The 25,392-nt window shown below is 58.4% G+C and carries 25 protein-coding genes and 1 pseudogene; 9 read left to right on the top strand and 17 right to left on the bottom strand.

Features of this window, described 5'->3' with window-relative positions; genetic code table 11:
* Positions 1-2 precede the first annotated feature (2 nt).
* Both psb32 and FZZ85_RS02835 read right to left on the bottom strand, forming a co-directional pair.
* Entirely contained in the window at positions 3-674 is a 672-nt protein-coding gene (gene psb32 / locus FZZ85_RS02840) for a photosystem II repair protein Psb32 (protein WP_226412054.1), read from the bottom strand.
* A 33-nt stretch (positions 675-707) separates the two neighbouring features.
* Positions 708-1,130: a tellurite resistance TerB family protein gene (locus tag FZZ85_RS02835; protein WP_226412052.1), complete on the bottom strand. Its 423-nt coding sequence runs from the start codon at positions 1,128-1,130 to the stop codon at positions 708-710.
* Between the two features lie 47 nt (positions 1,131-1,177).
* On the opposite strand from FZZ85_RS02835, the gene FZZ85_RS02830 reads away from it, so the two are divergent.
* On the top strand, positions 1,178-1,828 hold the full coding sequence (locus FZZ85_RS02830) for a cofactor assembly of complex C subunit B (RefSeq protein WP_226412050.1): 651 nt from the start codon (positions 1,178-1,180) through the stop codon (positions 1,826-1,828).
* Here FZZ85_RS02830 and lptC read toward each other — a convergent pair.
* Positions 1,773-2,918, bottom strand: a complete 1,146-nt coding sequence (gene lptC, locus FZZ85_RS02825; protein ID WP_226412048.1) for an LPS export ABC transporter periplasmic protein LptC — start codon at positions 2,916-2,918, stop codon at positions 1,773-1,775. The two genes, FZZ85_RS02830 and lptC, sit on opposite strands and share 56 nt — an antisense overlap.
* A 7-nt stretch (positions 2,919-2,925) precedes the next feature.
* Positions 2,926-4,470: a methionine--tRNA ligase gene (gene metG, locus FZZ85_RS02820; RefSeq protein WP_226412046.1), complete on the bottom strand. Its 1,545-nt coding sequence runs from the start codon at positions 4,468-4,470 to the stop codon at positions 2,926-2,928.
* A gap of 86 nt (positions 4,471-4,556) precedes the next feature.
* Here metG and FZZ85_RS02815 point away from each other — a divergent pair, with 86 nt between their 5' ends.
* Positions 4,557-6,344, top strand: a complete 1,788-nt coding sequence (locus FZZ85_RS02815) for an FAD-dependent oxidoreductase (protein ID WP_226412044.1) — start codon at positions 4,557-4,559, stop codon at positions 6,342-6,344.
* On the opposite strand, the gene FZZ85_RS02810 is transcribed toward FZZ85_RS02815, so the two are convergent.
* From FZZ85_RS02810 to rpmG, 3 genes are read right to left on the bottom strand one after another with little or no spacing between them, the layout of a single operon-like run.
* Positions 6,332-8,362, bottom strand: coding sequence for a ribonuclease catalytic domain-containing protein (locus tag FZZ85_RS02810; RefSeq protein ID WP_226412042.1), 2,031 nt, complete (start codon positions 8,360-8,362; stop codon positions 6,332-6,334). The two genes, FZZ85_RS02815 and FZZ85_RS02810, sit on opposite strands and share 13 nt — an antisense overlap.
* Positions 8,363-8,372: 10 nt before the next feature.
* Complete coding sequence (gene rpsR, locus FZZ85_RS02805; RefSeq protein WP_006041316.1) at positions 8,373-8,594, bottom strand: 30S ribosomal protein S18; 222 nt, start codon at positions 8,592-8,594, stop codon at positions 8,373-8,375.
* A gap of 38 nt (positions 8,595-8,632) precedes the next feature.
* The gene (rpmG, locus tag FZZ85_RS02800) at positions 8,633-8,833 is read right to left on the bottom strand and encodes a 50S ribosomal protein L33 (RefSeq protein WP_028952014.1); all 201 of its coding nucleotides are present in this window, start codon (positions 8,831-8,833) and stop codon (positions 8,633-8,635) included.
* A 126-nt stretch (positions 8,834-8,959) separates the two neighbouring features.
* Between rpmG and pheT the strand changes: the two genes are divergently transcribed.
* Complete coding sequence (pheT, locus tag FZZ85_RS02795) at positions 8,960-11,383, top strand: phenylalanine--tRNA ligase subunit beta (RefSeq protein ID WP_226412040.1); 2,424 nt, start codon at positions 8,960-8,962, stop codon at positions 11,381-11,383.
* Here pheT and rlmD read toward each other — a convergent pair.
* On the bottom strand, positions 11,373-12,770 hold the full coding sequence (gene rlmD / locus FZZ85_RS02790) for a 23S rRNA (uracil(1939)-C(5))-methyltransferase RlmD (protein ID WP_226412038.1): 1,398 nt from the start codon (positions 12,768-12,770) through the stop codon (positions 11,373-11,375). The genes pheT and rlmD overlap by 11 nt on opposite strands.
* 100 nt (positions 12,771-12,870) lie before the next feature.
* On the opposite strand from rlmD, the gene FZZ85_RS02785 reads away from it, so the two are divergent.
* From FZZ85_RS02785 to FZZ85_RS02775, 3 genes are all read left to right on the top strand, one after another.
* Positions 12,871-13,365: an allophycocyanin subunit alpha-B gene (locus tag FZZ85_RS02785; protein ID WP_226412036.1), complete on the top strand. Its 495-nt coding sequence runs from the start codon at positions 12,871-12,873 to the stop codon at positions 13,363-13,365.
* Positions 13,366-13,956: 591 nt separating this feature from the next.
* The gene (locus FZZ85_RS02780; protein ID WP_226412034.1) at positions 13,957-14,106 is read left to right on the top strand and encodes a hypothetical protein; all 150 of its coding nucleotides are present in this window, start codon (positions 13,957-13,959) and stop codon (positions 14,104-14,106) included.
* Positions 14,099-14,227 (top strand): YqhA family protein, encoded by a 129-nt coding sequence (locus FZZ85_RS02775; RefSeq protein WP_226412032.1) that lies wholly within the window; start codon positions 14,099-14,101, stop codon positions 14,225-14,227. Before FZZ85_RS02780 ends, FZZ85_RS02775 begins: the two co-directional genes overlap by 8 nt.
* Before the next feature lie 255 nt (positions 14,228-14,482).
* Here the strand turns inward: FZZ85_RS02775 and FZZ85_RS02770 are convergent, their stop codons facing one another.
* The gene (locus FZZ85_RS02770) at positions 14,483-15,430 is read right to left on the bottom strand and encodes a molecular chaperone DnaJ (protein WP_226412030.1); all 948 of its coding nucleotides are present in this window, start codon (positions 15,428-15,430) and stop codon (positions 14,483-14,485) included.
* A 78-nt stretch (positions 15,431-15,508) separates the two neighbouring features.
* A complete protein-coding gene (locus tag FZZ85_RS02765) occupies positions 15,509-17,035 on the bottom strand; it encodes a DUF3370 family protein (RefSeq protein WP_226412028.1) in 1,527 nt (508 codons plus the stop codon).
* Between the two features lie 155 nt (positions 17,036-17,190).
* Between FZZ85_RS02765 and FZZ85_RS02760 the strand changes: the two genes are divergently transcribed.
* A complete protein-coding gene (locus FZZ85_RS02760) occupies positions 17,191-17,376 on the top strand; it encodes a hypothetical protein (protein WP_226412026.1) in 186 nt (61 codons plus the stop codon).
* On the opposite strand, the pseudogene FZZ85_RS12145 reads toward FZZ85_RS02760, so the two are convergent.
* The 4 genes and pseudogenes from FZZ85_RS12145 to FZZ85_RS02745 all read right to left on the bottom strand — a co-directional run.
* Positions 17,361-17,501, bottom strand: a pseudogene (locus FZZ85_RS12145) (sigma factor-like helix-turn-helix DNA-binding protein); the annotation flags it as partial. The gene FZZ85_RS02760 and the pseudogene FZZ85_RS12145 overlap by 16 nt on opposite strands.
* Positions 17,502-18,107: 606 nt before the next feature.
* Entirely contained in the window at positions 18,108-18,953 is an 846-nt protein-coding gene (locus FZZ85_RS02750; protein WP_226412024.1) for a DUF4922 domain-containing protein, read from the bottom strand.
* Positions 18,943-19,149: a hypothetical protein gene (locus FZZ85_RS12140; protein ID WP_370631120.1), complete on the bottom strand. Its 207-nt coding sequence runs from the start codon at positions 19,147-19,149 to the stop codon at positions 18,943-18,945. Before FZZ85_RS12140 ends, FZZ85_RS02750 begins: the two co-directional genes overlap by 11 nt.
* Positions 19,146-19,826, bottom strand: coding sequence for a SpoIID/LytB domain-containing protein (locus FZZ85_RS02745; RefSeq protein ID WP_370631119.1), 681 nt, complete (start codon positions 19,824-19,826; stop codon positions 19,146-19,148). Before FZZ85_RS02745 ends, FZZ85_RS12140 begins: the two co-directional genes overlap by 4 nt.
* Before the next feature lie 76 nt (positions 19,827-19,902).
* Here FZZ85_RS02745 and FZZ85_RS02740 point away from each other — a divergent pair, with 76 nt between their 5' ends.
* Complete coding sequence (locus FZZ85_RS02740) at positions 19,903-20,631, top strand: SDR family oxidoreductase (protein WP_226412022.1); 729 nt, start codon at positions 19,903-19,905, stop codon at positions 20,629-20,631.
* On the opposite strand, the gene FZZ85_RS02735 is transcribed toward FZZ85_RS02740, so the two are convergent.
* Positions 20,613-21,008 (bottom strand): DUF2237 family protein, encoded by a 396-nt coding sequence (locus FZZ85_RS02735; protein WP_226412020.1) that lies wholly within the window; start codon positions 21,006-21,008, stop codon positions 20,613-20,615. The genes FZZ85_RS02740 and FZZ85_RS02735 overlap by 19 nt on opposite strands.
* Positions 21,009-21,119: 111 nt before the next feature.
* Between FZZ85_RS02735 and FZZ85_RS02730 the strand changes: the two genes are divergently transcribed.
* Complete coding sequence (locus FZZ85_RS02730; RefSeq protein WP_226399776.1) at positions 21,120-21,350, top strand: hypothetical protein; 231 nt, start codon at positions 21,120-21,122, stop codon at positions 21,348-21,350.
* Between the two features lie 34 nt (positions 21,351-21,384).
* On the opposite strand, the gene FZZ85_RS02725 is transcribed toward FZZ85_RS02730, so the two are convergent.
* Complete coding sequence (locus tag FZZ85_RS02725) at positions 21,385-21,657, bottom strand: DUF4090 family protein (RefSeq protein ID WP_226412018.1); 273 nt, start codon at positions 21,655-21,657, stop codon at positions 21,385-21,387.
* A gap of 46 nt (positions 21,658-21,703) precedes the next feature.
* On the bottom strand, positions 21,704-25,330 hold the full coding sequence (gene metH, locus FZZ85_RS02720; RefSeq protein WP_226412016.1) for a methionine synthase: 3,627 nt from the start codon (positions 25,328-25,330) through the stop codon (positions 21,704-21,706).
* Positions 25,331-25,392 lie beyond the last annotated feature (62 nt).

The raw sequence follows: 25,392 nt of genomic DNA, 5'->3' as shown, positions 1-25,392 counted from the left end.
CATCAGCGCGAGAAAACCCACCAGGTGGCCATCGGAATGATCGTTCCCAGCACCAACAAAATGATCACCCACTTGGTGGCATCACTCTCAGCAGTTTCAGCCTTGGTAGGAATGTTGGTGGGCAGTGTGATCCGTTCGATTTCCTTCGGAGGGCCTGGATCTTCCCCACCCGAGAGAACAACTGAAAGTCGGGCAAGGCCATCAACAGAGGCCTGGCGGTAACGATCGCCCTCGCGCAGGGGCACAGTCATCGTTGTCCGTGCGGTGCTCTTCAGCAGGCTCGAAGGAAGTTGTGCTTCAAGCTCCTGATTTGCGACAACGGCGGAACGCTTGTTGGAAGTTTCGATCAACATCAACAGCAATGGATTGCCGGTGGGCGAGCTCCACATCTCGAGAAGATCCTCACCGAAGCTGTTCAAATTGATGCCGTAATCCAAACGCCGTACCGTGATCAAGCGGGCATCCACCCGTTGATCATCAAAACTGCGCAATTTGACTTCCAATTCACCACGGCTGGCGCGGCTGAACACGTCGGCATCGTCGATCACCAGCGCATCTGGCAGGGTTTCACCCAGCGCGGCAGGTGAGATCGCCAGACTGGCAGGGGCACAGAGAAAAAGACAGAACCCGAAGCTGAGCAGGCTGGCCAACAGGCGTCTGGCGGAACGAGGCATCCCTTCAAGCGTTATGACTCCCTCAGTCTGCCGTTAGCTGTCCAGCATGTCGCGGTTGAGGGCTGCAATTGCCTCAATAATCATGCAGGCTTCGTTGTCGGGCAGAGTCATCTGACGGGTGAGCTGATCCAGGAGGTCGATCTCTTCCGCTGTGATCTTGCGGTCAGCATGCACCAGATGCGCCGCCACAGCCAGGGCAGACTGCTGCTGTGGTCGAGTGAGCTGCGGCAAGGCGGAGGCAATCAAGCCCTGAACGCCCTGCTCCCGCAACAGCAGGAGCAGGCGATCAAACAATTCACCCATCTCAGCTTCAGAGCAATCGCTGTAGAGAGATCGGTTCTCCAGCTGACAGCGCAAGGCATGGGCTTCATCCCGCCCCAACATTCCGTCACAGGCAACAGCGGCGAGGGCAATAGCGGCAAAAGCCTCGGGAGTCGTCATGGCAGAGACGTACATGTCTGTATTTGAGCAGGATGATTGTGTTCTGACAGCACCCATCGTTGATGCCAGGTCCCGCTCGAGCCGTTCTGATGTGTGCGCTCTTGTTGCTGGGTCTAACCGTGACCAATGCGGGGTTAGCGGAGACCGTGACACCCGAACTGCAAAGAGCAGAGGTTCTGGCGGGGATGGCAGCGGTTGGGTTGATGTTGGTGGCGGTGCTCTGGACACGGGCCAATCCCAAATCAACTGAGAAGGTGCCGTTGAAGGGAGAGCAGGGACTGGTGATGGCGGATCAGTTCAGCGAGGACCAACAACAGGAGCTGGCCTGGGGCAGCCACATGCTGCTGACGGCAACGCCAGCGGCATCTGTGCTCGTGCTGTGGCGCAAGCAGGTCGTGTTGCGTCGAGGCCTGATCAGTCAGGACTCATTTCAGCCAGGGCCGATCACCAAACGGGCCCTGGAGCGTGACCAAACCATCTCCCTGGTGAACACAACACTCTTTCCGGGCCGGGCGGAATTCGACACGATGCTGCCGTCACTCCCTGCCATCGTTGTATGCCCTATGGGAAAGGAAGGAGCCGTGATCGTGGGGGGCTGGTCGCCCCGTTGTTTCACCCGCTCGGATGAGAGATGGATTGAGGGCTGGACCCAGCGGCTCAGAACGACACTTGGGGCCGGCGAGGTTTCTTCTGTGACCCCGGACTCAACTTGATCCTGGATTCAACCCTCGCTCCGGATTGGCCGAAACGCAACTCTCCACCATCAGAAATTTTGGCCTCCATGCGTGATGCCCGCGTGATCTGCTCAGGCTTGGTCCGCTGAAGAACCACATCTCCATCAGCCACAACCCGTTCACTGCGCCAGTTCCATGAACACCGCCGCGCCGTAAGCGTTTCCGACTTCTGCTCCACGCGACAGTCCCTGGAAATGGTCACGGTGCCAGTGCGCTCATCAAGCTTGAACCCGCCGCCCTGCGCTTTGCTGTTTTTCAAATCAGCCTGAACGGGTTGATCGGATTGAAGTTGCTTCGCAGAAAACAGCCAACGCGTCCGTCCGGCAGTGATCCGGCCCCGTTCGCTTTCGAGCACAAGCATGACCGGTTGTTGAAGGTCGAGGTAGCCCTTGCGGGTGTTGCCATCGAGCCCAGATGCGTTGAGCGTCCGGCCATCACTTCGCACGGCCTCCACCGGACCGGGTGCCTGCATCAAACCACTCTTCAGATTCCAGGTTCCGCTGCCACCTCGCACCACTGTGGAAGCAGCACTTGTTCCATCAACACGGTTCAGCTGGGTTGGGCCGCTGAACACGAGCACCTCGGTGTCCTGCTGGAAGGCCAGCTCGCGGGAGCGAATTTGCGTCTGTCCATCATTGGCCATTGGCCGTTGATTGATCACCATCCGCGACTGCGATGGCGTCCAAATCAGATTGTCTCCCTCAATCGTCAGCCCCCGTTGGTTCAACTGCCGCAGCTGCACCGATCCTTCAAGAACGACGAGCCCTCCATCCCTCAACACCGTGGCGAGATCGGCAGTGATCCGGTAGTGCGGTTGATCGTCGCGATAGAGAACGCCCTCAGGACGTCGTGCACGGATGGTTCGACTGCTCAAGTCGTACCGCGCCTCGGGGCTGATGAGATCCCAGTCACGGTTGCCGTCGTCAGTCCGTTGACTCAAATCCAGCGATCGGAACACGAAGGAAGGCGTGGGTTCAACCGTGATCGGCCGCCGAGTCGCGCAAGCGGTCAGCAATGCACTTGCCACAAGGGATGCCGTCAGCCCAAAACGCAACAAGCGACCCAGCATTATTTGTTTAGAGCGGTTCATCCAGTTCCAACCGCTGCATCACCGGTGTTGGTTTCGGCAGCGGAGAACCGCTGCTCAGCCTGCCCCAATTGAGCTGATTCGACCAGTTGTTTGGATCCAAGCTCTGCCCAAGCTGGGCAAGAATCCGCCCGCTGAGTTCAGGCAGAAGCGGTGCAAGCAGAAGCCCAACGATGCGGGTGGTTTCCAGCACAGCAAACAAATCTTCGGCAACGCTCGCCTCTTGACCGGGTTCCTTCATGCGACTCCAAGGCGCCGTGTCACTGAGATGACCGTTCGCAGCAATTGCCAACTGAAGGATCGACTCGGCCGCGGTCTTGAACGCAAGCTGCGGCATCGCCTCAATCACCGTCCTGACAGTTTCCGCAGCCTTGATAGCCAAGGGATGGTCGGCACTTGAGGCTTTTCCAGCCGGGGGAACGCCGTCATCGAACCACTTGCGGGCCATCGACGAGGTGCGGTTGAGCAAGTTGCCGATGGTGTTTGCGAGGTCGTTGTTGACCAGATCCAGAAATCGTTGTTGTTGAAAATCCCCGTCGTCTCCGAATTGAATGTCGCGCAAGAGATACCAACGAACGGCATCGGTGCCGCATCGCTCAAGCAACAGTTCCGGGTCCAGCACGTTGCCAAGGGATTTGCCCATCTTCTGGCCCTCCCGGGTGAGGAAGCCATGGCCAAACACCTTTTGCGGTACCGGCAGCCCTGCAGACATGCACATGGCAGGCCAGAAGACAGCATGAAAGCGAAGAATGTCCTTACCGATCACGTGAACGGAGGCGGGCCAACCGCAGGAGGCAAGCCGATCCAGTGACACCGCTTCGCCGTCATCGAGAAGTGCTGTGAGATAGCCCAGCAGGGCGTCAAACCAGACGTAGAAGGTGTGACCGGGATGGTCGGGTACTGGAAGGCCCCAGGACACATTCACCCGTGAAATGGAGAAGTCGCGCAAGCCTTGGGCGACGAAATTGCGCACTTCCTGTCGTCTGCTGGCAGGCGCGATGAAGTCATCCCGAGCCACCAACTCTTCAATGGCAGATTGATAGCGGGAGAGCCTAAAGAAGAGGTTCTCCTCATCGCGCCATTCCAGAGGCTTGCGGTGGATCGAACAGGAAGGCGATTCCGCTTCCGCCGGATCGTCCTTGTATTCCTCGCAATCAACGCAATACCAGCCGGTCTGTTTGCCAACAACGATGTCGCCGGATGCCTTGACCCGTTCGTAGAACTGCACCACCAACTCCAAATGGCGCGGGTTGGTGGTGCGCACGAAGCGATCGTCGGAAATCCCCCACTGATTCCAGAGATCGCGGTAGCGGCTGCTGACGCGGTCGCAGTGATCTTGCGGGCTCAGCTGCTGACGTTCTGCAGTGCGTTGAATCTTCTGACCGTGCTCATCAACACCGGTCACGAAGGTCACCTTCTGCAGCCGGAGTCGCTCGAAGCGAGCCAGGGCGTCACAGGCGAGGGTTGTGTAGGTGCTGCCCAGATGGGGACGATCGTTGACGTAATAGAGCGGAGTCGTAAGGGTGTAGGACATCAGAAAAGTTCGAACTCCGCTGCACCGCAGCGACGACAGACTCTAACGAGCATGCCCATCGCGCTCCACACCAAACCGCACTCGCCATGACCCAACGCGACGTGGTGGTTTGGGGTGGTGGCTGCGGAGGCGTTGCTGCTGCTCTGCAGAGCGCAAGATCAGGAGCGGACACGACACTGTTTACCTCCGGCCCCTGGCTGGGGGGCATGGTTAGTTCGGCAGGAGTCTGCGCCCCAGATGGCCATGAACTGACCTGTTGGCAGACCGGGATTTGGGGCGCATTTCTGCGGCAGCTGGATTTGGAGGAGCCGAGCGGGCTCGACCAGAACTGGGTGAGCTGTTTTGGATACAGGCCGCAAACGGCCGAACGGATCCTGCAACGCTGGGTGACGGCCGAGCCCAAGCTGGAATGGCGTCCCCACTGCAGGCTTGAGCAGGTTCACAGCAAGCAGGGGCGCCTCCATTCCGTGGACATCCACAGCGCAAATGGTGTCGAAACCTTCTCTGCCGAAGTGTTTGTTGACGGCAGCGACCTGGGTGATCTGCTTGCCCTGTCATCGGCTCCTTTTCGCTGGGGTTGGGAAGCCAAGGAGATCTGGAATGAACCCAGCGCACCCGATCAGTGCCGGCTTGAGAGCGAAGCGTTCTTTCAACAACAACCAATTCAGTCACCCACCTGGGTGGTGATGGGTCAGTTGCATGGAAAACTCGCCCCGCAGCGTGCCAATGCGATCCCGCGCACTCCGTTTGATCGGAGCATCGCCAGCTTCGGCCTCGAGAAAACCATCACCTATGGCCGTCTGCCCAGCGGCCTGGTCATGCTGAATTGGCCCCTTGATGGCAACGATTGGCACCAAGGTCTCGATCGAGCTCTCAGTTCGGATGCCGAGGTTCGTGCAGAGCTGGCCCAAGAGATGCAGAGGCACAGCAAGGATTTTCTCGAGGCACTGTCGGAATGCAGCGGCGGTTGGATCGCTGAGGGGAAGGCTTTTCCTGGTGAAGACCCCAGCCTGGCGTTGATGCCGTACTGGCGGGAAGGTCGGAGGCTGATGGGTCGATCAACGGTCACGGAACGCGACCTCTTGCCGATGTCCAAGGGAGCCCTGCGAGGACCGCTCCCGATCGATGCCCAGGGACGTTGCACCAGCATCGCTTTGGGCACCTACGCCAATGACCATCACTACCCCTGTGGAGACTGGCCCCTCGCACCGAAAAGTGTGCGTTGGGGAGGGCGTTGGAGCGGTACACCCTTCTGCATCCCCTTCGATGCCTTGATCTCAGAATCGATTCCCAACCTTGTGATGGCGGAGAAAGGCTTCAGCGTCAGCCACATGGCCAATGGGGCAACGCGGTTGCAGCCCTTAATCCTCAATCTGGGCCAGGTGGCGGGTGTTGCAGCGGCCATGGCCGTTCGCCAGGGCTGTGACCTTGGTGATCTGGCGGTTGAGGCGATCCAGTCAGCCCTGATCCACGAGCCCCAAGCCCCTGCAGCGGTGCTCCCGATCTGGGACTGGCCGCTTTGGCATCCGTACTGGGTTACAGCTCAGGAGCAGGGCTTGGCTCAGCCTGAACACCTGGATGCGACGGGCTGCCTTTCAGGCCCACGGGCCAGCACGCTCATTCCCCCCGGCGTGAACCAGGCGCCAAACCAGCCTCATGAGGTCAGCCTCAGTGGCGTGCTCACAGGCAACCTTCAGGAGGGCTACCAATTGAAAACAGCAGAAGGTGGCTGGCCCCTTATCACGCTGGAACCCGCCATTCACCGCTGGCTTTCCGCCTCGGATCACGCCGGCCAAAGGGTGAGTATGCGCGGCGTGCAAAACCCATGGGGTCCATGGGTACGGATCACCGGGGTTCTGGATCAGGCCAACTGAAGCTGCAGCTCACCGCGTACGGGGTCAGCTCGACCCACCTTGAGTTCAAGAGCATCGCCGGGCTCAGGGTCTGAGGCAGAGACACAACCGACCAGATCCATGGCCAGGTCGCTGACATGAACCAGGGCCAAGCGATCCTGCGGACGCAACCAGCGCAGGAATTCGGCCGACCAAACGGTGCTCTGATGCTCAGCGAACCACACCTGCTGCCAGTGGCGCTGATCCTCACGGCTGATCTGAATGGACTGGCGCAATGGATCATCGAGATCGTCGATCACTTCCCCCAGATGCTCTTCATCCATCGGTGCAATCTCCGAAAGCTGGGCAATGATCTGGCGGTGGGCCACGAGATCGGCATAGCGTCGAATCGGTGATGTCGCCTGCACATAGGCCTCAAGCCCGAGGCTGTAATGCGGCATGGGTCTCGTTCCCTGCACGCCACGACTCAAGCAGCGCTTGATCGCCGCATCACGGGCTGGCCCCTCGGGGATTCGATCGAGTTCCTCGCTGGAGGGCAGCTCCGCCGCAGGCTGACTGCGGAAAGGCAGCGGCAGGTTGTGCTCTTGCCCAAAGCTGGCTACAACAGCGCCCATCAGCAGCATCGCTTCACTCACCATCAGGCGGGAGGGTGACGGGTCAATCACCTGCAGCGCCAACGCCCCATCACTGAGGCGGAAGCGTCCTTCGGGACGGTCGAACATCACGGCCCCTTTGAAGCGTCGCCAGCGCATGCGCTGCATCAACAGTCCCGAAAGATCCGAAAGGGCCTCATCTCCTGGAGGTGCGAACTCGATTAGCTCGTCGCCATCGCTGTACGTGAGGCCATAGCGGGGTCGGATCCAGCTGCGAGCAATCCGTTGCTCCACCACAGCACCATCGGCATCGAGGTGAACGGCCACACTCAGGGCGGCACAGCGCTGCCCAGCCCGAAGACTGAGGGGACCGGCCGCCAGCTCCAGAGGGAGCATGGGCATCACACCCTCCGCCAGATACAAACTGGTGGCTCGACGTCTGGCTTCCTGATCAAGGGGGGAGTCAATGTCGATCAGACGGCTGGGATCAGCGATGTGGATCCAGATCCAATCGACGCCATCACGACGCTCCAGCGAGAGCGCGTCATCAATTTCTCGGGTGCCCGCATCGTCCAGGCTGTAGGTGGCCAGGTGAGTGAGGTCGATGCGTTGCTCATCACCAGGCAGCTGTTTATTCGATAGAGCAACAAGACGATTCGCTTCCTCCACCAAATCAGAGGGAAAACGGCGGGACCAGACGCTGCCCCTCAGGCCAATGGGCTCATTCGGATCGAGCAACCCACGAACGATCAACCACTGCCGCAGATCGGCTGCATCCGATCCGATCGATAACGGTGACGACCACTGCTGGATATCCAGGTCGGAACCCACCGCAGCGGGATTGTCTTTCAGTAATTGAATCCAGTGGCTGAAGCGCTCGTCCCAAACCGGGTCCAGCTCCAGGCGTTCATCGTCGCTGAGGGCTCGCTCTGCCCGCAGCAACGCGAGCTGCCGTTGTTCATGTTGTTGCGCCTGCCGCTCAGCTCGGCGTTGGCGCCGCAGGCTGGCCCTCTCTTCGCGGGAGAGTGGCTGGATCAAACGGTCACGACGCCAGCGGAACAACTGTTGGTTCCCATGCAGCCAGGCCCACAGCGCTGCCAGACCAGCGAGGTTGAACGGGGTCAACACCAACTCCCCAAGCTCGCAGAGGCTCAGTCGAGCCATTCCCCCCGGTTGATCCATTTCCAGCAGCTGCCAGGCCTCCACGACGGCCCGCGCTGATGGAGCGCTGTCCTGCACCTGCTCAGGGGCAGGTAGTTCACTGCCATCGAATAGATGCTCCGGATCGATGGCAATCAGATCGCGTAGGGGCAGGCCCTGGTCACGACGTTGACCACCAAAAGAAAGAACCGCCTTGCTGCCCTTGATGGACAGAAGACGGCCGAAAAGAGGAGAACCCTTGAGAACAACCGCTACGGTTTCTCCGGGTTGAATTGGATTGTTCAACGCCCGAAAATCAACCTTCGGGGTTCACAAACGGCAGAAGGGCAACTATGCGGGCACGCTTGACGGCGTTGGTGAGATCGCGCTGCTGCTTGGCGGTGAGGCCGGTGAGGCGACGGGGAAGAATTTTGCCGCGTTCGGTGATGAACTTCTTGAGAAGATCCACATCCTTGTAATCGATGGGATCACCGGGCTTGATCGGCGAAAGACGCTTCTTGAAGAAGGAGCTGGACATGAATCAGGAACAGTTGAAAGGCTGAATGAGCAAAAAACTCACTTGATCTCTTTGTGGAGAGTCATCTTGTTGAGCTGAGGGCAGAACTTCATCAGCTCAAGCCTTTCAGTGGTGTTCCGGCGATTCTTCTCGGTCGTGTAACGAGACACGCCAGGGGATCGCTTTTCGGAAGCGGGAACGGACCGGCATTCGGTGCACTCAAGAGTGACAACGATCCGGACGCCCTTGTTCTTGGCCATAAAGGACGTAGCGCCGCAGGTGCGAAGCGAAATTACAAACATCGAGCTTACCTCCTGACCCGACCTGGGTACAGCAGCTCTCCCTAGGGGACTTCCTAAGATCGCGCGCTGTCTGGCTTTGATCCGATGCGGGTATCCATCTCCTGGTTGAAGCAGCTGGTCCAGGTGAATGAGTCCGTGGACGATCTGTCCGAGCGCCTATCGATGGCGGGCTTTGAGGTTGACGACGTCGATGACCTCAGCGCCCGGGCCAAGGGCGTGGTTGTCGGCCATGTGCTGGAGCGGGACAAACACCCCAATGCCGACAAGCTCAGCGTCTGCAACGTGGATGTCGGAGCGCAGGAGCCCATCCAGATCGTGTGTGGTGCCAGCAACGTTCGTGCCGGCATACATGTTCCTGTGGCGATGGTCGGAGCCAGCCTCCCCGCCGTTGGCTTGACGATCAAAGCCGGCGAATTGCGGGGTGTCGCCAGTAACGGAATGATCTGCTCCCTGACGGAGCTTGGCCTCACGGAGCAATCCGATGGCATCGCCATACTTGACGAGCTTCAGGAATCGCTGCCACCAACCGGGTCGCCTGTGGCACCCCTACTGGGACTCGACGACACCGTTCTGGAGCTGGCAATCACCGCCAATCGCCCCGACGGCCTCTCCATGGTGGGTATCGCTCGGGAGGTGGCGGCCCTGACCGGTGGCAGCTTGAGCCTGCCCGAGCTGGATCTGAATCCCAGCATCAATCCGCTGAACACAGAACTGGACGGCTGCTTCTACTCGATCACAAAAATCGAGGGTGTGGATGGCTCCAAGCCCTCACCAACCTGGTTGCAGCAGCGTCTTGAGCGCGGTGGTGTGAACAGCGTGAATGCCGTGGTTGACGTCACCAATCTGGTGATGCTGGAGCAGGGGCAGCCCCTCCACGCCTTTGATGCTGATGTGCTGGAACAACTGACCGGCCTACCAGTGGATGCCAAGAGTTTTGCTGTCCGTCCCGCTCGCGACGGGGAAACTTTCGTTGGTCTGGATGATCAGAAGCGAAGCCTCGACAGCCGTGTTCAGGTCGTCACCTGTCATGACCGGCCTGTTGCTGTCGCTGGTGTGATGGGGAGTTTCGAGAGTGGGGTGACAACCAAAACCCGGAACATCTGGCTGGAATCCGCCCTGTTTTCACCACCGCGGGTTCGTCAGTCCGCCCGGGTCCTGGGCTTGCGAACTGATGCCAGCAGTCGCTTCGAAAAGGGCTTACCCATTGAAATGACCCTGCCCTGTTCGGCCCGTGCCTCGGCCTTGTTGAGTCAGGAGTTTCCCTGCTCTGAGAAGGGGCGTTGGGTAGGCGGTACCGGTCCTGTAGAAGCGGAACCGGTGCTGTTGAGGCGCATTGCCCTCCATCAACTGCTTGGCCCCCTCGATGCTGCTGATGGCCCGGAGAATCTGGATGACACCAGCATCGAAAACTGCTTATCAGCCCTGGGTTGTCGGCTCTCTGCCCATGAGCAGGGATGGCAGGTGATTGCACCGCCCTCAAGACGGCAAGACCTGCAACGTGAAGTTGATCTCATCGAGGAAGTGGCTCGTCTTGTGGGCTTCGATCGGTTTGAGTCCCATCTGCCGGATCCGCTGGAGCCCGGTGCCCTCACACCGCGCCAGCAGGCGGAACGGCGCCTGCGGCAGCTGTTCTGTGCCACAGGGCTACAGGAGGTCACCACTGTGTCTCTCGTTCCTGGTTCCGAGCAGGAACAGCGCATCGCCATCAGCAATCCGTTGTTGGCCGACACAAGCCATCTGCGCACCAACCTCTGGGAAGAGCACCTTCAGATTTGTGTTCGCAATCTGAAGGCGTCGCAGCGGGGGTGTTCCGTCTTCGAGATTGGCAACACCTACAGCGGATCCGCTGAGGCCGTCAGCCAGACCGCCATTCTGGGTGGCGTGATCTGCGGAGATCGACGCCTCTCCACCTGGGCCACCAGCGGCAAGCCGCAGGCGCCTGACTATTTCCAGGCCCGTGGCGTTCTCACAAGGGTGATGGAGGCCCTGCAGCTGGAGCTGTCTGACCGCCGCCTGACAGACGACGCACAACTGCATCCGGGTCGGGCCGCAACCCTAGTGTTGGAGGGACGCCCCTTGGGTTGTTTCGGTCAGCTTCACCCAGCCATGGCTGAGGAGCTCGATCTTCCTGAAGCCACCTATCTGTTTGAACTTGACCTTGCGCGACTGCTAGATGCCGCCACACGCAGCAACCGCTGGACGCCCTCCTTCAAGCCCTACCCAACCGTGCCCTTTAGCGAGCGGGATCTTGCCGTGGTGGTCGACCGATCCTGTGAAGCTGCCGATCTGATCCAAGCCATCCGCAAAGCGGGCAAACCTCTTCTGGAGCAGGTGGAACTGGTGGATCGCTTTGAGGGAGAACAGCTTGGCGACAACAAAGTGAGCCAAGCCTTCCGTCTGCGCTACCGCGGCAAGAATGAAACACTCACCGACGACAAAATTCAACCGGTTCACGACAAAGTGCGCGCCTCTTTGAGCAAGCAGTTTCAGGCGGAGCTCAGGAGCTGATCCGTTTCAACAGCGCTAACGACTCAAGGTGCGTTGTCTGGGGGAAGAAGTCCACGGGCTGGAGCATCTCCAGCCCGTAGGGGCCTGTTGGCTGTAGCAATGCTTTCAGATCCCGCGCTTGGGTGGCGGGATCACAGCTGAGGTAGGCCAGCACGCCAGGGGGCTGCTCAAGGATGCTTTCCACTACGCGTCGATCGAGACCCCGGCGCGGTGGATCCAGCACGAGTGCCTGACAGTCCTCAAGCTGCGCAGCGAGGAGGTCTGCCACATCGCCGGCATGAAATGCACAGCGGGAGGAGAGGCTGTTGTGCATTGCATTCAACCGGGCCTGCTCCACCGAGTCAGGGTTCAGTTCCAGACCTTGAACATCAAAACCGGCCTTGGCCAGGGGCAGGGCAATGGTCCCCACGCCGCAATAGGCGTCGACCACACGTCCGCCAGCGCACTGAAGCGAAAGCCAATCGCTGAGCAGCTGAACGATTCGTTCCGCCTGCGGCGTGTTCACCTGAACAAAGGTGGTGCTGCTGAGGGAGAGCTTGATGCCACAGAACTGGTCCTCAATGGTGGGAACACCGGCAAGGCAATGGGTGGTTCGACCGAGAACCAGGTTGTTGGGCTTGGGTTGAAGGTTGAGGCAGACCCCTTTCACCGCGGGCCAACGCTGCACCCAGCTATGCGCGAGGTCCTCAAGGCCACGAAGCTGGGCATGACTGCTGATCAAGGTGATCAACACATCACCACTAACGCTGGCTAGACGAAGCCCGAGGTGACGCAGGCCCTGGGCTTCGAGCAGGTCATGGTCAGCCGGCCACCCACCTGCATCCAGGTCTTGCTTGAGTGGTTCCACCAACACGTCCAGGCGTGGATCGAGCACTGGGCAGTGGTTCAGGTTGACGATCTTGTGGGTCTTCGGTCGGAAGTAACCGGCTTTCAGGCGGCCGTTCTGCTCCCGCTTCAGCGGGATCAGGGCTCGATTGCGGTAACCGAAACAGCGTTCATCATCAACAAGAGTTGCCGCGGGGGCAGCGTCAATGCCGCCGATGCGATGCATGGTCTGTTGTATCTGCTTGGCTTTCCAACGAGATTGGGCGGTGTCATCCAGGCGCTGCAGAGTGCATCCACCGCAGTCATCGGCAAGGATGCAAGGTGGACGGCGCCGATCTTCGGAAAACGAGATCTGATCCACCCGACGGCTCAACCAGCGCGACTTCTTGCGTTGCTGCAGCTGAACCGTGGCACGCTCCCCCGGCAAGAGACCAGGAACAACGATCACCCAGTTGTTCCAACGGGCCAGACCCTTACCGTCACGATCGAGGTCAACAGCTTCAAGCTCGATGGTGAGCCCAGGCCGCGGTTCACTGGTGTTCGGGCTGTCGACTTTGGTCATGCTCTCGGTTCCCTGCCATTGCAATGGCGTAACACCCGGGCAGTGAAGGGGCTGGTGAACGGGTCGAGACCACTAAACTCCACGAAGCCTGCCCAGTTCCATGAGCGTTGTCCGGGATCTCATCCTCCAGGCCGATGACGATCTGCGGTATCCCACCAGCGGAGAACTTCGCACCATGGTGGATTTCCTCGACCAAGGCGCCGTGCGCGTTTCTGTGGTCAAGGTTCTGACCGAGAACGAAAAGAAGATCGTCGACGAATCCGCCAAGCAATTGTTCGGTCGCAAACCGGAGTACGTCGCTCCTGGCGGCAACGCATACGGTCAGCGGCAGCGCGCTCAATGCCTGCGTGACTACAGCTGGTATCTCCGTCTGATCACCTACGGAGTTCTTGCCGGCAGCACCGAAATGATCCAGGAGATAGGTCTAGTGGGCGCACGCGAGATGTACAACAGTCTCGGTGTTCCGATGCCTGGCATGGTTGAAGCGATGAAGTGCATGAAGGAAGCTTCTCTGACTCTGTTGTCGGAACAGCAGGAGAAGCTCACGTCTCCCTATTTCGACTTCTTGATTCAGGGCATGCAAACATCCACCTGAATCAAAGATCAACGTCCTCAAAAGATCCGGGCCTTCGAGCCCGGTTTTTTTATTGTCAAGCTGTCGCACTTAAGACGAGCTATGGGACCAGATACGCGTCTCATCTAAGACCTAATACGCACGACTTCAGTCTCGTAGTTGCAAGACAGGACACTTAATGAGTCCCGAAACAATTCCCATTCGATCGAACAGAGACTGAGTTTCATCAAGGCTTTCGAAGCCCAAAAAGACACAGGCTAGGTTGCGTACCTGTCTTTACAGCAGGTACGCGAGCCTCAAAAGTACTGAGGCAGCTACATTTTACTGGTCTCAAATGTTCCCTGGACTGGCCATGGACCATTGCAAGGAGCATCAAAGAAAGTATTTATCGAGCGAAGAGCAACGACCCTGGTCGCTTTGCATTCAACAAGTAAAACAGGGCAATTTTTGAATCTTGACGATTAGCACTTGTCTTATGTAAGACTTGGATAGAGGCTCGTTTTGGGTCACATCCGAGACTTGCGATTGCGTTGATCGGAATGAGCCATATCTGCGCGATGGATTGAACGACGGTTTGAGCGGCTGAACTGGAAATCCCGGTTGATCAATATTGTGCCGGTGGTGCTGAGCCTGCTCGGAAGGGTTGGATGCTTTGTGATCGGGACGATTGAAGTTTTCAATGCTTTTCTGGTGATCATGCGCCTGCCCTTCAGCACTAAGAGCGTTGCTGCCATAACAATCGCCCAGATGGTGAGTGGTTGATCACTTCGTAATCGGCATTGCCCTGCTGATCTTTGGCTACGGCATCTATGAACTGGTGATCTCAGACCTTGTGCACACCTTGAGGGTGGTGCAGAGCAACACACCAACATTCTCTCGGTGAACAGCCTGCTAAGCCTGAAAAAAGACCTGTCCAATGTGACTATTGTTTGCCTGATTTTCGCTGCGTTCAGAAAGATTATTGGATTCGAAGTGAACAACGCCACCGATCTGCTGCGCTGTGCGGCTCTGTGGCCATGATGGCCCTCAGCGCTTGGTTGATTGTTCGCAGCCACGGAACCAGCCAGGAGAAATAACACATTCATCTCAAATAAGACTCAAGGCTGGTCTTATGGCGCGTCTATAAAGCGACAACTAGTCATCGGTTCCGGTACAGCTCGCGAAGCAACCGATAGGCCTCATTGAGTCGACGCATCGCATCGGTGGAGCCACCCGCATCGGGATGTTCTTCAAGAGCCCTTTGTTTGTAAGCCTCCCGAATCGAGCTGAGGGTGACCGAGGTACCTGCTTGCGTTGACAGACCTAACAGCTTCAGAGCTCCGTGCACCGTCATTGTTGATTCAAGGGTTTCGAAGGAGGTGACCTGCCGGCTGCGACGGAAACGGTTCACGAACCGACGGATCAGAGTCGGCATGCGCTCCGCCAATGAGGACGTGGCAAAGGGATCCTCAAGAGCACCTGCCACCACCATCACCCGCCCGAGCGATGGATCACTGGACTCCCAACCGACACAGAGCGTCTCAACGGCCGCGTTGGCTGCAGACCATGTGAATGGACGCCCATCACTCGCATCGGTGCTGGACCAGACATCACGCGCCAACCAGGTCATGGCGGCTTCAATCACGGTTGGACCCGGTGGTTGGCCATACAGAGACCTCCAGTGCTCTTCAGCTGCAGCACTGGCCTCCTTTAATTCAGCGGGGTCCACCGTTGAGACAAGGGGATCGTTCTGAAGAGATTCCCGTTGCTGCGTAGAACGAAGGGTTGCTTTGAGCTGACTGGTGCGCTTACTGACGAACCCCGGTAGATCGATGCCCGAGGAACCACTCCCAGAGGGAAGCCCAGAAGCTGAGGTTGGAGTTTCTTCAAGGCCTTCTTGATGGTTGCCCGTTGAGATAAGAACGAGACTGGTGACTTCATCGGACCTGTTGGTGGACGCTGGTTCAGCAGCGTCCACCAGGGGAGTGACCTCAGGATCCGAAGCTGAATCGCCAGGGTCAATCAGATCCTGCAACAACATTTCGAGCACACGCCCACGGGAACGTGCTCCGTATTCACCCTTGAGCTGGTCAATCAAGGCGACCATGGGCTCTGACATCTCCACGGAGATGCGTTGACGTTTTGAGTCCTCGCCCCTCAAAAGTTCAATCCACCTTTGGGAAGGTTATCGACCTTGAAGCTGCAGCAACCATTGCTGTTGAGATCGAATCACATCGCCGTAGCGCGGTGTGGTGACGGGGAGCACTGCAGGGATGACAGGAGCTGGCTTCCCAGGAGAAGGATTCACAACAATGGGCTTTGTCTCAGGAGGTGGGGGAGCGGTTTTCGGCCCCACCTTCCGTGATTTGGTTTCCGCAATTTTTAACTGGGCATTTCGCTGCTGTTGCTGGTGTCTATGAAGCATGGCCAGCTGCTGAATGGGAACAACACTGAGGAGATGGCCTGGGGTGGCATCTGCTGGATAAACCAGACTCACCTTCACCACCTTGCGAGTGCCAGGTGCCAGATTGAGATCAGCCAAGGCCAGGCTCTCGCCTGAGCGCATGCCAACGTGAACCTCTTGAAGGGTTCGATTTTGAACAATCTGAAGCGATCCTCGAAAGGCAGTGAAGGTCTTCTTGCCAGACAAAACCGGGTGACTGAGCACGAGTTGATGGGGCCCTGTCCCCGAAACATTCAGGGTTACGTCGTAGCGAACCCCATAGGTGCCAACGTTATTCAGAGCAGAGTCGATCATCCGTGCAGTCAACGGATTGACCTGAACATCGCTGGTGCCGAAGTGATGCCGCTTCGTGCTTGTTAGGGGCACATGCAGTGGACCCTGGTTGAGGTCATGGCTGATCTCTGCCTTGTAGGCATCGCCAAGGGCAACGCCGGCAACCCGGGAGAAGACTTGACCCAGCTGAATCTCTCGAATCCGATTCAAGTAAATGCGCCCAGGGGCTAGACGCCCTGACTGCAGAACCGCAAAGAGATCGGAATCCTGCGCTGATTGCTCAGCAGCAACAACAGCCATCGTGAAAGGACCATTGCTGCGTCCCTTCAACAGCCCGTTGGCAATGCCGCGGGCGGGGAGAACAGTGCGCAACACAACACGACGTCCTCCAGCAGGGATCACGACGCGTTCGGGCAATTTGCGATCCAGTTCTCCGCGAAGCAGTTGAACGGCGGTGGCATCGCCAGGACCGGTGTTCCAGGGGCGCTTCCCAAGGGGTTTGACCCCCATAAGACGATTCGGGTGATATGGCGCTTCAAAACTATTTTTGACCGAACCACGGTCGAAATCCAGCGTGATCGACGTCGGTCCTGGATTCGTCGCGATCAGAGCCAAGGTCATCAGGCCCCTGGATCGTGGTCCACCGAGCTTTAACTGGTCTTGGGGGTAGTACTTGTGATGCATATGAACGCCGAACTCACCATTGAAGGTGTAAGTGGCATTGCGCAGCGGCTGATTTGACTCGGCTGCGACAGCAGATCCGACATCGGTGTTCACCAGGATTCCAGGTCCGGTGACGATCTCCGGTTGATTGGAATGCAGAACCGGGACGTTATTAAAGGTTCCGTTGAGGGGGCGTGCGCGCTGACCAGCCATTAAGGCGACATAAGCCTCAGCACGGCACTGCAGTCCAAACTCAAGTCCCACAACCGAGACACAGGCCAAGACCAATAACGGGACTCGCCTGAGACTCATGCGGCTTACTGTTGTGGTGTGCGCAAGGACGTCAACACCACAGTGTGGATGTCGTGAACCCACACCGTAGTTCCAGCTCCTGCCAGAGCCAAGTGATTAGAGAGTCGCGCCAGACCTTGAAATCCGTCAGGATTGATCTGATTTGACACGCTGACATGCTTCCTCCTTTCTGCTGCAGCACCAGCACCGATCACCAGACCCTGCACCGCCAGCATCAGGAAAGGAAGTTGTCGATGCTGCGGTTCTGGCGTGATGGTGCAGAACGGCAGCTGTCGGCCCTCAATGCCGCCATCAAAACTCTCCAAGAACAAATGGATCGCGACGCTCAGGCGTCCAGCTGAGCAGCGTTCAAATCTTTGGAAAGGCTGTTAGGGCCGCGCTTAACTCGACGCTGAACAGTCATCGCTGAAATCCCAAGATGTTGAGCTATTTGCCTCAGACTCATCCCATCGATGACGACCCTCTTTAAGGCGCATTGGTCGTCTTATTCAAGTTTGCAGAAAAGCCTTTTCACCCTGATACAGGCTTTTGAACGTTCGAGCAATTAGATAACTTCCGGGGTGTTAATTAGCAGATCGTCGTTGAATTCCACCCAGTGTTGCTTGTTGCGGTACTGGTCAACCACAAGTGAATCGGCTGGGCTCAGAAAAGAGCCCCCGGGGCTGCGCATTATCCGCATGGCCCTTTCCTCAACGGCCCTTGGGAGTCGAATCAAACCAACGCTGTCGCGAAGGAAAAGAAGGATGGTTCCCCGAATGTGCGGCTTGGCGAAGCTTGGAAAGTTTGCCCCCCGCTGGGCGTCTTAGAGGTTGCAAGCCTTGATCAGGCCCAGACGTCCCACTTGTAAGAGATCGTCTTTCTTTAGGGCTGTCTGCTGGGCGTAATGAAGGGCAATGAGTTGAACCAGATGCAGGTTGTCCTGGATCTGAGGGGTTCGACGCTTAAGGCAGGTCCTGTCCAACGGATGGTTGTGAGTGCAACTACAGCTTTGGCCGAGACAAGCAAGCCACGGCATCCGTGGCACCACTGCACTGATGCGTGGCTGGTGACGTCTTTGTCACGGAGCTTTGATTCAATCGTCAGCGTCAACAACGGCTTGAAGCAGGGCCTCTGGTCCTGAATCCTGAATCCATTGCCGATCGGAGGCCTCGGTACTCAACAAGGATCCGGCGAAGCCGAGAGCGTTGACGCTGAAACCACGAATGCCCTCCCTTCTGCGGCGAACGATGGCCATCCACTCCCTTGAGAGCAGCAGGTTGTAGGCCCCCCGAGGGCAGTCGTCGGTGGTGGGGTAACCCAGGCCGAGGTCTTCTGCGAGAGAGAGATAGAGCTCTTGCAGCGTTTCACCCGTCTGGGTTGAACTGATCGCTGCGACCCGTGAACTGCGCAACAGAGGATCCTGAGCAGACGTGGTTGTGTCCTGAGCGCAGCGTCGAAACCAATCGTCCCGAGCACAGATGCGCTCCCCTGCTGCACGGGGTAACAACTGCAGATGCCGGTGCGGCTGACTCGCACCGGCATCAGGACCACTGTTGAAAAACCACAGCCCCGTCGTCGTCGCATCAATCCGGGCGAGGGACTGCCAATCCTCCATGGACAACCAACCGCTCTGGGGTTGCCAGTCCTGAGTGATAAGCAACATGTGGGAAGTCTGAACTGGATATTTGTTCAGGATCACGACGTGGGAATCACCAATCCGATCAACTTCCAGACGTTGATCCCAGGGGAGAAATGGATTCGGCTTGGGACCCGATGCTCGAAGGTGCTTTGGTGTGGCGCTGAGGAGATGCCGTAACTCAAAGCGGCTTCCTCCCTCCCCCATGAGGTGGGTCAACGAGGTGTCGAGCGGCACCAACGCTCCGGATGCTGTCGCTGCGACCGTGACCTCTGTCGCTTTTCGAAGCAGTTCACTGGTCATGCCAAGTCAACCGTGCCAGCGAGGCTCCTGCGTAGTAGCTGCCGAGGATGGCATTGAAGGGAAGTCCCTGACTGGCTAGTTGCTGTGCCCCGGTATGACTCATGCTGGCGCCGCGATGGCCATGGGCTTCAGCACTGACCTTCGCGTTTGACGCATAAAGGCTCTCCACAATGCCACCGCTGTAACTGAGGATCATTTCCCGGGTCTCCCGAGTGGCTGAGCGACTCGCCTGTGAGGTGCTCTTGTCCCCTGCGAATACCTGCCAACGGGTTGTGCCCCCAAGGTGATGGCCGTTGTTGCGGTTCTGGCGAGATGCGCCACCGCATAGGAGCGAGCTGCAACGGCTTGCGCCTTCAGGGCTTCCTGATGCCACTGGCTCGGCATTTCGGCGCCAACCCCTGAGGCCACATAGGTTTCCAGGTCAAGGGAGACCACAGGGAGCCAATCACCTTGGCCTTTGAGCAGCGATACATCGCCTCGATAATGGTGCTGGTTGATCTGAACAGGCCCGCCGGAGCAATGAATCTCCGTTGGGGTGGATGAAGCAATCCTTTTACCCAGCTGTTGAGAAGGAATCAAAGAGCCGTTCTGGTTGCGACACAGAACGTCGGGGCCTGGCTGGAAGGATGAGATGGGACTTTGGCTGACCAAACCGTCGCGGATCTCCAGGGGCACGTGATCAGGATCAGCAACCGGCGGCACCCTGAGGACAACACTGGAACCAACGCTTGAATCGGTCTCGAGCAGCTCAAGCAGGCCTGAGGTTGGCTGATCAAGCCGCTGCCGGAGTGGCCTAGTCAACCAGCCGATCAAAGCGGCCATGAGCAGGCTTCCCAGCACGGCAGGGGGCCAGAAGTAACGGTGAAGCGGCACCAGAGCTGCTTAGCAGAGCCTCCAGCCGATGATGCCTGATTTCCGCTAGACGGTCTCCACTCCGCAGCAAGATCACATGGTCGAAACAACCTCGACCAACTGGATTGGCCTGGCCCTGGTGGTTGGCCCCGGTGGAATCGGATCAGCAGTGGCGGCGCAACTGAAGAAATGCTGCCCTCATCTGAAGGTTTTGACAGCCGGACGCCATGGACCACCGGAGTCCTCACTGCAGCTTGACCTCGAAAACGACAGCGACCTGGATCGATTGGGAATGAGCCTGCGTGCTGAGAGCCTGCCGCTTCGTTTGGTGTTCAACTGCAGCGGCCGTCTACATGGGCCTGAACTTCAACCGGAAAAACGTCTTCAACAGGTCGAGCGTTACCAGTTGGAGCAGCAATTCGGCATCAATGCCATGGCTCCGATCCTCCTGGCCAAAGCGATCGAGCCTTTGCTGCAGCGGGATCAACCCTTCCATTTCGCCAGCCTCAGCGCTCGCGTGGGCAGCATTGGCGACAACCGTACCGGTGGCTGGTACGGCTACAGAGCGGCCAAGGCGGCTCAGAACCAACTGCTGCGCTGCTTGAGCATTGAATGGGCCCGCCGTTGGCCGATGGCCACTGTGAGCCTGCTACATCCAGGCACGACGGACACAGCCCTGTCCCGTCCTTTCCAGAACTTCGTGGCACCGGACAAGTTGTTCTCCCCCGAACGGGCCGCTCAGCAGTTGGTGGAGGTTTTGCTGCAACAGACCCCAGAACAGTCAGGAGCTTTTCTCGCCTGGGACGGTCAGTCGATCGATTGGTAAGCGTGCTGCTTCAGCTGCTCAAGGCTGACCACGTTCAGGGCCGTGTCTTCCGTTGCTTCCAAGCGCACCAGCGGTGCGACGCCATCTTCGTAGGCCTGCTTCCAACGCGGCGCACAGACGCACCAGTGGTCCCCAGGTTTCAAGCCCGGGAACTGAAAGGCGGGCATGGGAGTGGTCAGATCATTGCCCTGGGCCTTGCTGTAACTAAGAAATTGCTCGGTCATCACGCAGCAGATGCTGTGCTGGCCGAGATCCGATGGATCGGTTTGGCAGAGACCATTGCGATACCAACCCGTCATCGGCTCACAACTGCAGATCTGTAATGGGTCGCCAAGAACGTTCCTGGCCGGCGGAAATTCGGGGCTACTGCTGGACATCTGAGCGCTGAATCAAGGGGGAGTCTGCCCAAGGACTGGCACATTTTGACTTCAGACAGTTGACGAACCCCTGGGGGAGCGGGTTAAAGGTCTTTCAGTCATGTCCACTCGATGGATTGGGAGTTCACTGAAGACGCTGCGTTTCTGGCGCTCTGCGATGCGTTTCGCGAGAGCGGAGAAAGCTCGGCGATCGAGTTCCTGGCCAATGGAGAGGGAGCCTTTCATTTCCAGGACCTGGCCCAGAACGCTGCTGGCGAAGGCCTTGATCTGAGCGAGTCCAATGCCCTGGAATCGTTTCAGCAAGAGGTAATCGACACAATGGAAAAGCTCTGCCAGGACTGAGCCCGGCAGAGGCTGTGTCTCCGTCAGCAGGAGATCATCCGTAGAAGAAAGCGATCTCCTTGTCCTTCAGACCGTCCCATCCGGCCTCCTGGAGCCTCTTATTGAGCGTTTCCTGGTCGAAATGCTTGGCTCCGGTCTTGACCACCCGGTTGCGCATCGATTTCAGAACACCACTGCGAGCGCGCTGACTTTCCAGATCCATCACCTGGTTGTAGAGAGCGAGCATCGCTTCAGGTATGGGACTTCCATCAAGATCGACACCCGCTGTGATGGCGGCATCGACACCATCCGGTCCGGCAATGGCCATGGTGAGCAGAAACAGGGCGCCTCAGGCTATGGGACCCCCCTCAGGCTTAGGCGCTGAAGTAACGCGCCTGGGGATGGAGAGCCACCAATGCTGTGGTGCTTTGCTCCGGTTCGAGCTGGTCGCTCTCGTCCATGCTGAGACCGATCCGGTCGGCGCCGAGCCATTCCAGCTGCTGCCTGGAATCAGAGACGTTGGGGCAGGCTGGGTAGCCGAAGGAGTAACGACTACCGCGATAACGCTGGGCTAGCACATCCCGCAATGCCATGCCGTCAGCATCAGCGAAGCCAAGTTCGTAGCGAATGCGTGCGTGGACCCATTCAGCCATCGCTTCGGCCATCTGCACCGCAAGGCCGTGGAAGTACAGGTAGTCGCTGTAGCGATCGCCTTTGAACAACTCCTGGGCCACCAAGGAGGCCTTGTGGCCCATGGTCACAGCCTGCATCGGCAGCACGTCCGTAGGGCGTCCATCAGAGTCCAGATCGTCAAAGAAATCGGCAATGCAGTAGCGGTTGCCAGAACGCTGACGGGGAAGATCAAAACGTCCGAGTTGCCGCGTGCCATCAGCATCGAACACCCGAAGGCTGTTGCCATCACGGCCAGCAGGGAAGTAGCCGTAAACCGCCCGGGGGGTTAAAAGTGACTCGTTAATACAGCGCTGCATCCACTCCTGCAGCACGGGCTCTGCCTTCTCCGCCAGCATCGCCTCGTAATCGTCACGGCTCTGTTCCTTAGTTTTGCGGAGCATCCACTGGCCGGCAAAGAGAGCATTGCGGTCGAGGTAGCGGAAGACCTCAGCGATGTCGATGTCGGCCTCGGTGATCACAGCAGAACCCAGGAAGGGCGGCACCGGTGCGCTTTCAGCGGGGACGGCGACCGAACGATCCGAGCTCAACGGTGGCAGATCCACTACTGGAGCATCCGTTGTGGAGGCGGATGTCTCCTCAACGGTCTCGGAGGTTGTCGACTCTTCATCCAGGCCAACTCCTTGTGGGGCATCAGCCAGAAAGCCCTGGGTGTTGGTCCAGTTATCGCTCCGCTTCGCGTCCATCAACGCATCCATGAAGCGCAAATCAGCGAAGGCATCACGGCCGTAGATCACTTTGCCGTCGTAAACCTCGCGGCAATCCTTATTGACGAAGCGCGGTGTCAGGGCCGCACCGCCGAGGATCACAGGAACATCAATCCCCGCATCGTTGAAGGCCTTGAGGTTGTCCTTCATGAAGGCCGTGGATTTCACCAGCAGACCGCTCATGGCGATGCAATCGGCCTGGTGCTCACGCTGGGCCTCAACGATCGCGTCACAGCTCTGCTTGATGCCAAGGTTGATCACCTCAAAACCGTTGTTGGTGAGAATGATGTCCACCAGGTTTTTGCCGATGTCGTGGACATCACCCTTCACCGTGGCGATCAGGAACTTGCCCTTACTCGTGCTCTGACCCTCTCCTTTCTCCATGTGCGGCTCCAGGTGAGCCACAGCGGATTTCATCGTCTCAGCACTTTGCAGAACGAAGGGAAGCTGCATCTGGCCGCTGCCGAACAATTCACCCACCACCTTCATGCCATCAAGCAGGAAGGTGTTGATGATCTGCAGAGGGGGATAGGTCTGCAGCGCCTCGTCTAGAGAGGGCTCAAGGCCGATGCGCTCCCCATCAATGATGTGCTGCTTGAGCCGTTCCTCAATGGGCAAATCTGCCAGTGAGGGGCCAGAAGCACGGGCTTCCTTGGTGCTTACTCCCTCAAACAGCTTGGTGAGTTCGGTGAGCGGGTCGTAGACGCAGATGCCGTCTTTGAAACGGCGGTTGTCATTGATCAAATCTCGACACACCTTGTGGTGGTCATCGCTGATCTTGATCAACGGAAGAATCTTGGCGGGGCTGACGATGGCCGAATCCATGCCGGCTTCACAGCAGTCGTGGAGGAAGACCGAATTGAGGGTGATCCGGGCCGCCGGTGACAAGCCGAAACTTACATTGCTGACCCCGAGCACTACGTGCACACCAGGGAGGTTCTCACGGATCATCCGGATGGCATCCACGGTGGCGCGACCATTTAGACGGTCTTCCTCGATGCCAGTGGAGATGGGAAGTGCCAGAGGGTCATAGAAGATCTCGTGGGCCGGGATCCCGAACTCCAGGGCATCGCGATAAGCCCGCTGGGCGATCGCGAACTTCTTCTCGGCCGTTCTGGCCATACCGTCTTCGTCGATCGTGCCGACCACAACAGCGGCGCCGTAGCGGCGAGCAAGCTCCAAAACCTTGAAGAAGCGCTCGTCACCGTCTTCGTAGTTAGTGGAGTTGAGGATGCACTTTCCACCAGCCACCTTCAGGCCCGCCTCCATCTTCTGCCACTCGGTGGAGTCGAGCATTAGGGGCAGGTTGACGTTGGTGACCAGACGGCTCACCAGGTCGTGCATATCCCGTTCGCCATCGCGACCGACGTAGTCGACGTTGACATCGAGCACGTGAGCATTTTCCTTCACCTGGCCGCGGGCCACCGAAACCAGCCCGTCCCAGTCGTCCTCTGCAAGCAGTTCGCGGACCTTGCGGCTGCCGCTGGCATTGAGCCGCTCACCAATGATCAGGAAAGAGTTGTCCTGGTGGTATGGCGTGACGCCATAGATGGATGACGCGGCGGGCTCGTAATTGAGGCTGGGGCGTACATCTTCTGCGCTGGCGCGATCCCAGCGGGAGGGGCGCGGTGCGGGCTTGAGCTCCTGCGCCAGTTCCGCCAGGCTGCCGATGTGGGCGGGAGTGGTGCCGCAGCAACCACCAATCACCTGAACGCCGAGGTCTTCAACGAAGTGCATGAGCTGCATCTTCAGCTCCACTGGCGTGAGGCGGTAATGGGCCACACCGCCAACGTTTTCCGGCAGACCGGCATTGGGAATGCAGCTGACGGTGAAGGGGGAATGCTCGGAGAGATAGCGAATGTGCTCCTTCATCTGCTCCGGACCGGTGGCGCAGTTCAGGCCGAGAATGTCGATCGGGAACGGCTCAAGGATCGACACCACGGCAGCGATATCCGTGCCAACGAGCATGGTGCCCGTGGTTTCCATCGTCACCGACACCATTAGGGCCCGCCGCTCACCTGTGGCGGCAAAGGCCTCTTCGATGCCCTGGAGAGCTGCCTTGATCTGCAGCACGTCCTGACAGGTTTCGACGATAAACAGGTCGACGTTGCCGGCGATCAGTCCCTCAGCCTGCTCGCGGAACGAGTCCCGCATTGTGTCGAAATCAATGTGGCCGAGGGTGGGCAGCTTGGTGGTGGGTCCCATGGAACCTGCCACGAAGCGAGGCTTCTCAGGAGTGCTGAATTCATCAGCCATCTCCCGGGCCAGCTCGGCTGCCCGCTTGTTCAGCTCGAAGGCCTTGTCTTCCAGGCCGTATTCCGCCAGCACGATTGATGCAGCCCCGAAGGTGTCGGTCTCGATGACATCGCAGCCCACCTCGAGGAACTGGCGATGTACAGCCTTGACAGCATCCGGTTTGGTGACCGCAAGATTCTCGTTGCAGCCCTCCAGCTCAGGACCACCGAAATCATCCGCGGTTAGCCCCAGACCCTGAAGGCTGGTGCCTGTGGCGCCGTCGAACACCAGCACAGGGCGCTGCGGCCCATGCATGTAATTGAGAAATGCAGAGGTGGTGGCTTGCCGATCTGCCTGCGTCACCACCATCAATGCACCCCAGAAGAGGGTCTGATCTTAAGAAAAGCTCAGGACGAACTTCAGGCTGTTCC

The organism is Synechococcus sp. MU1642 (assembly GCF_020514115.1).
Lineage (GTDB): Bacteria > Cyanobacteriota > Cyanobacteriia > PCC-6307 > Cyanobiaceae > Parasynechococcus.
Note: the sequence above shows the minus strand (reverse complement) of the source record. Positions and strands in the feature narration are given on the sequence as shown.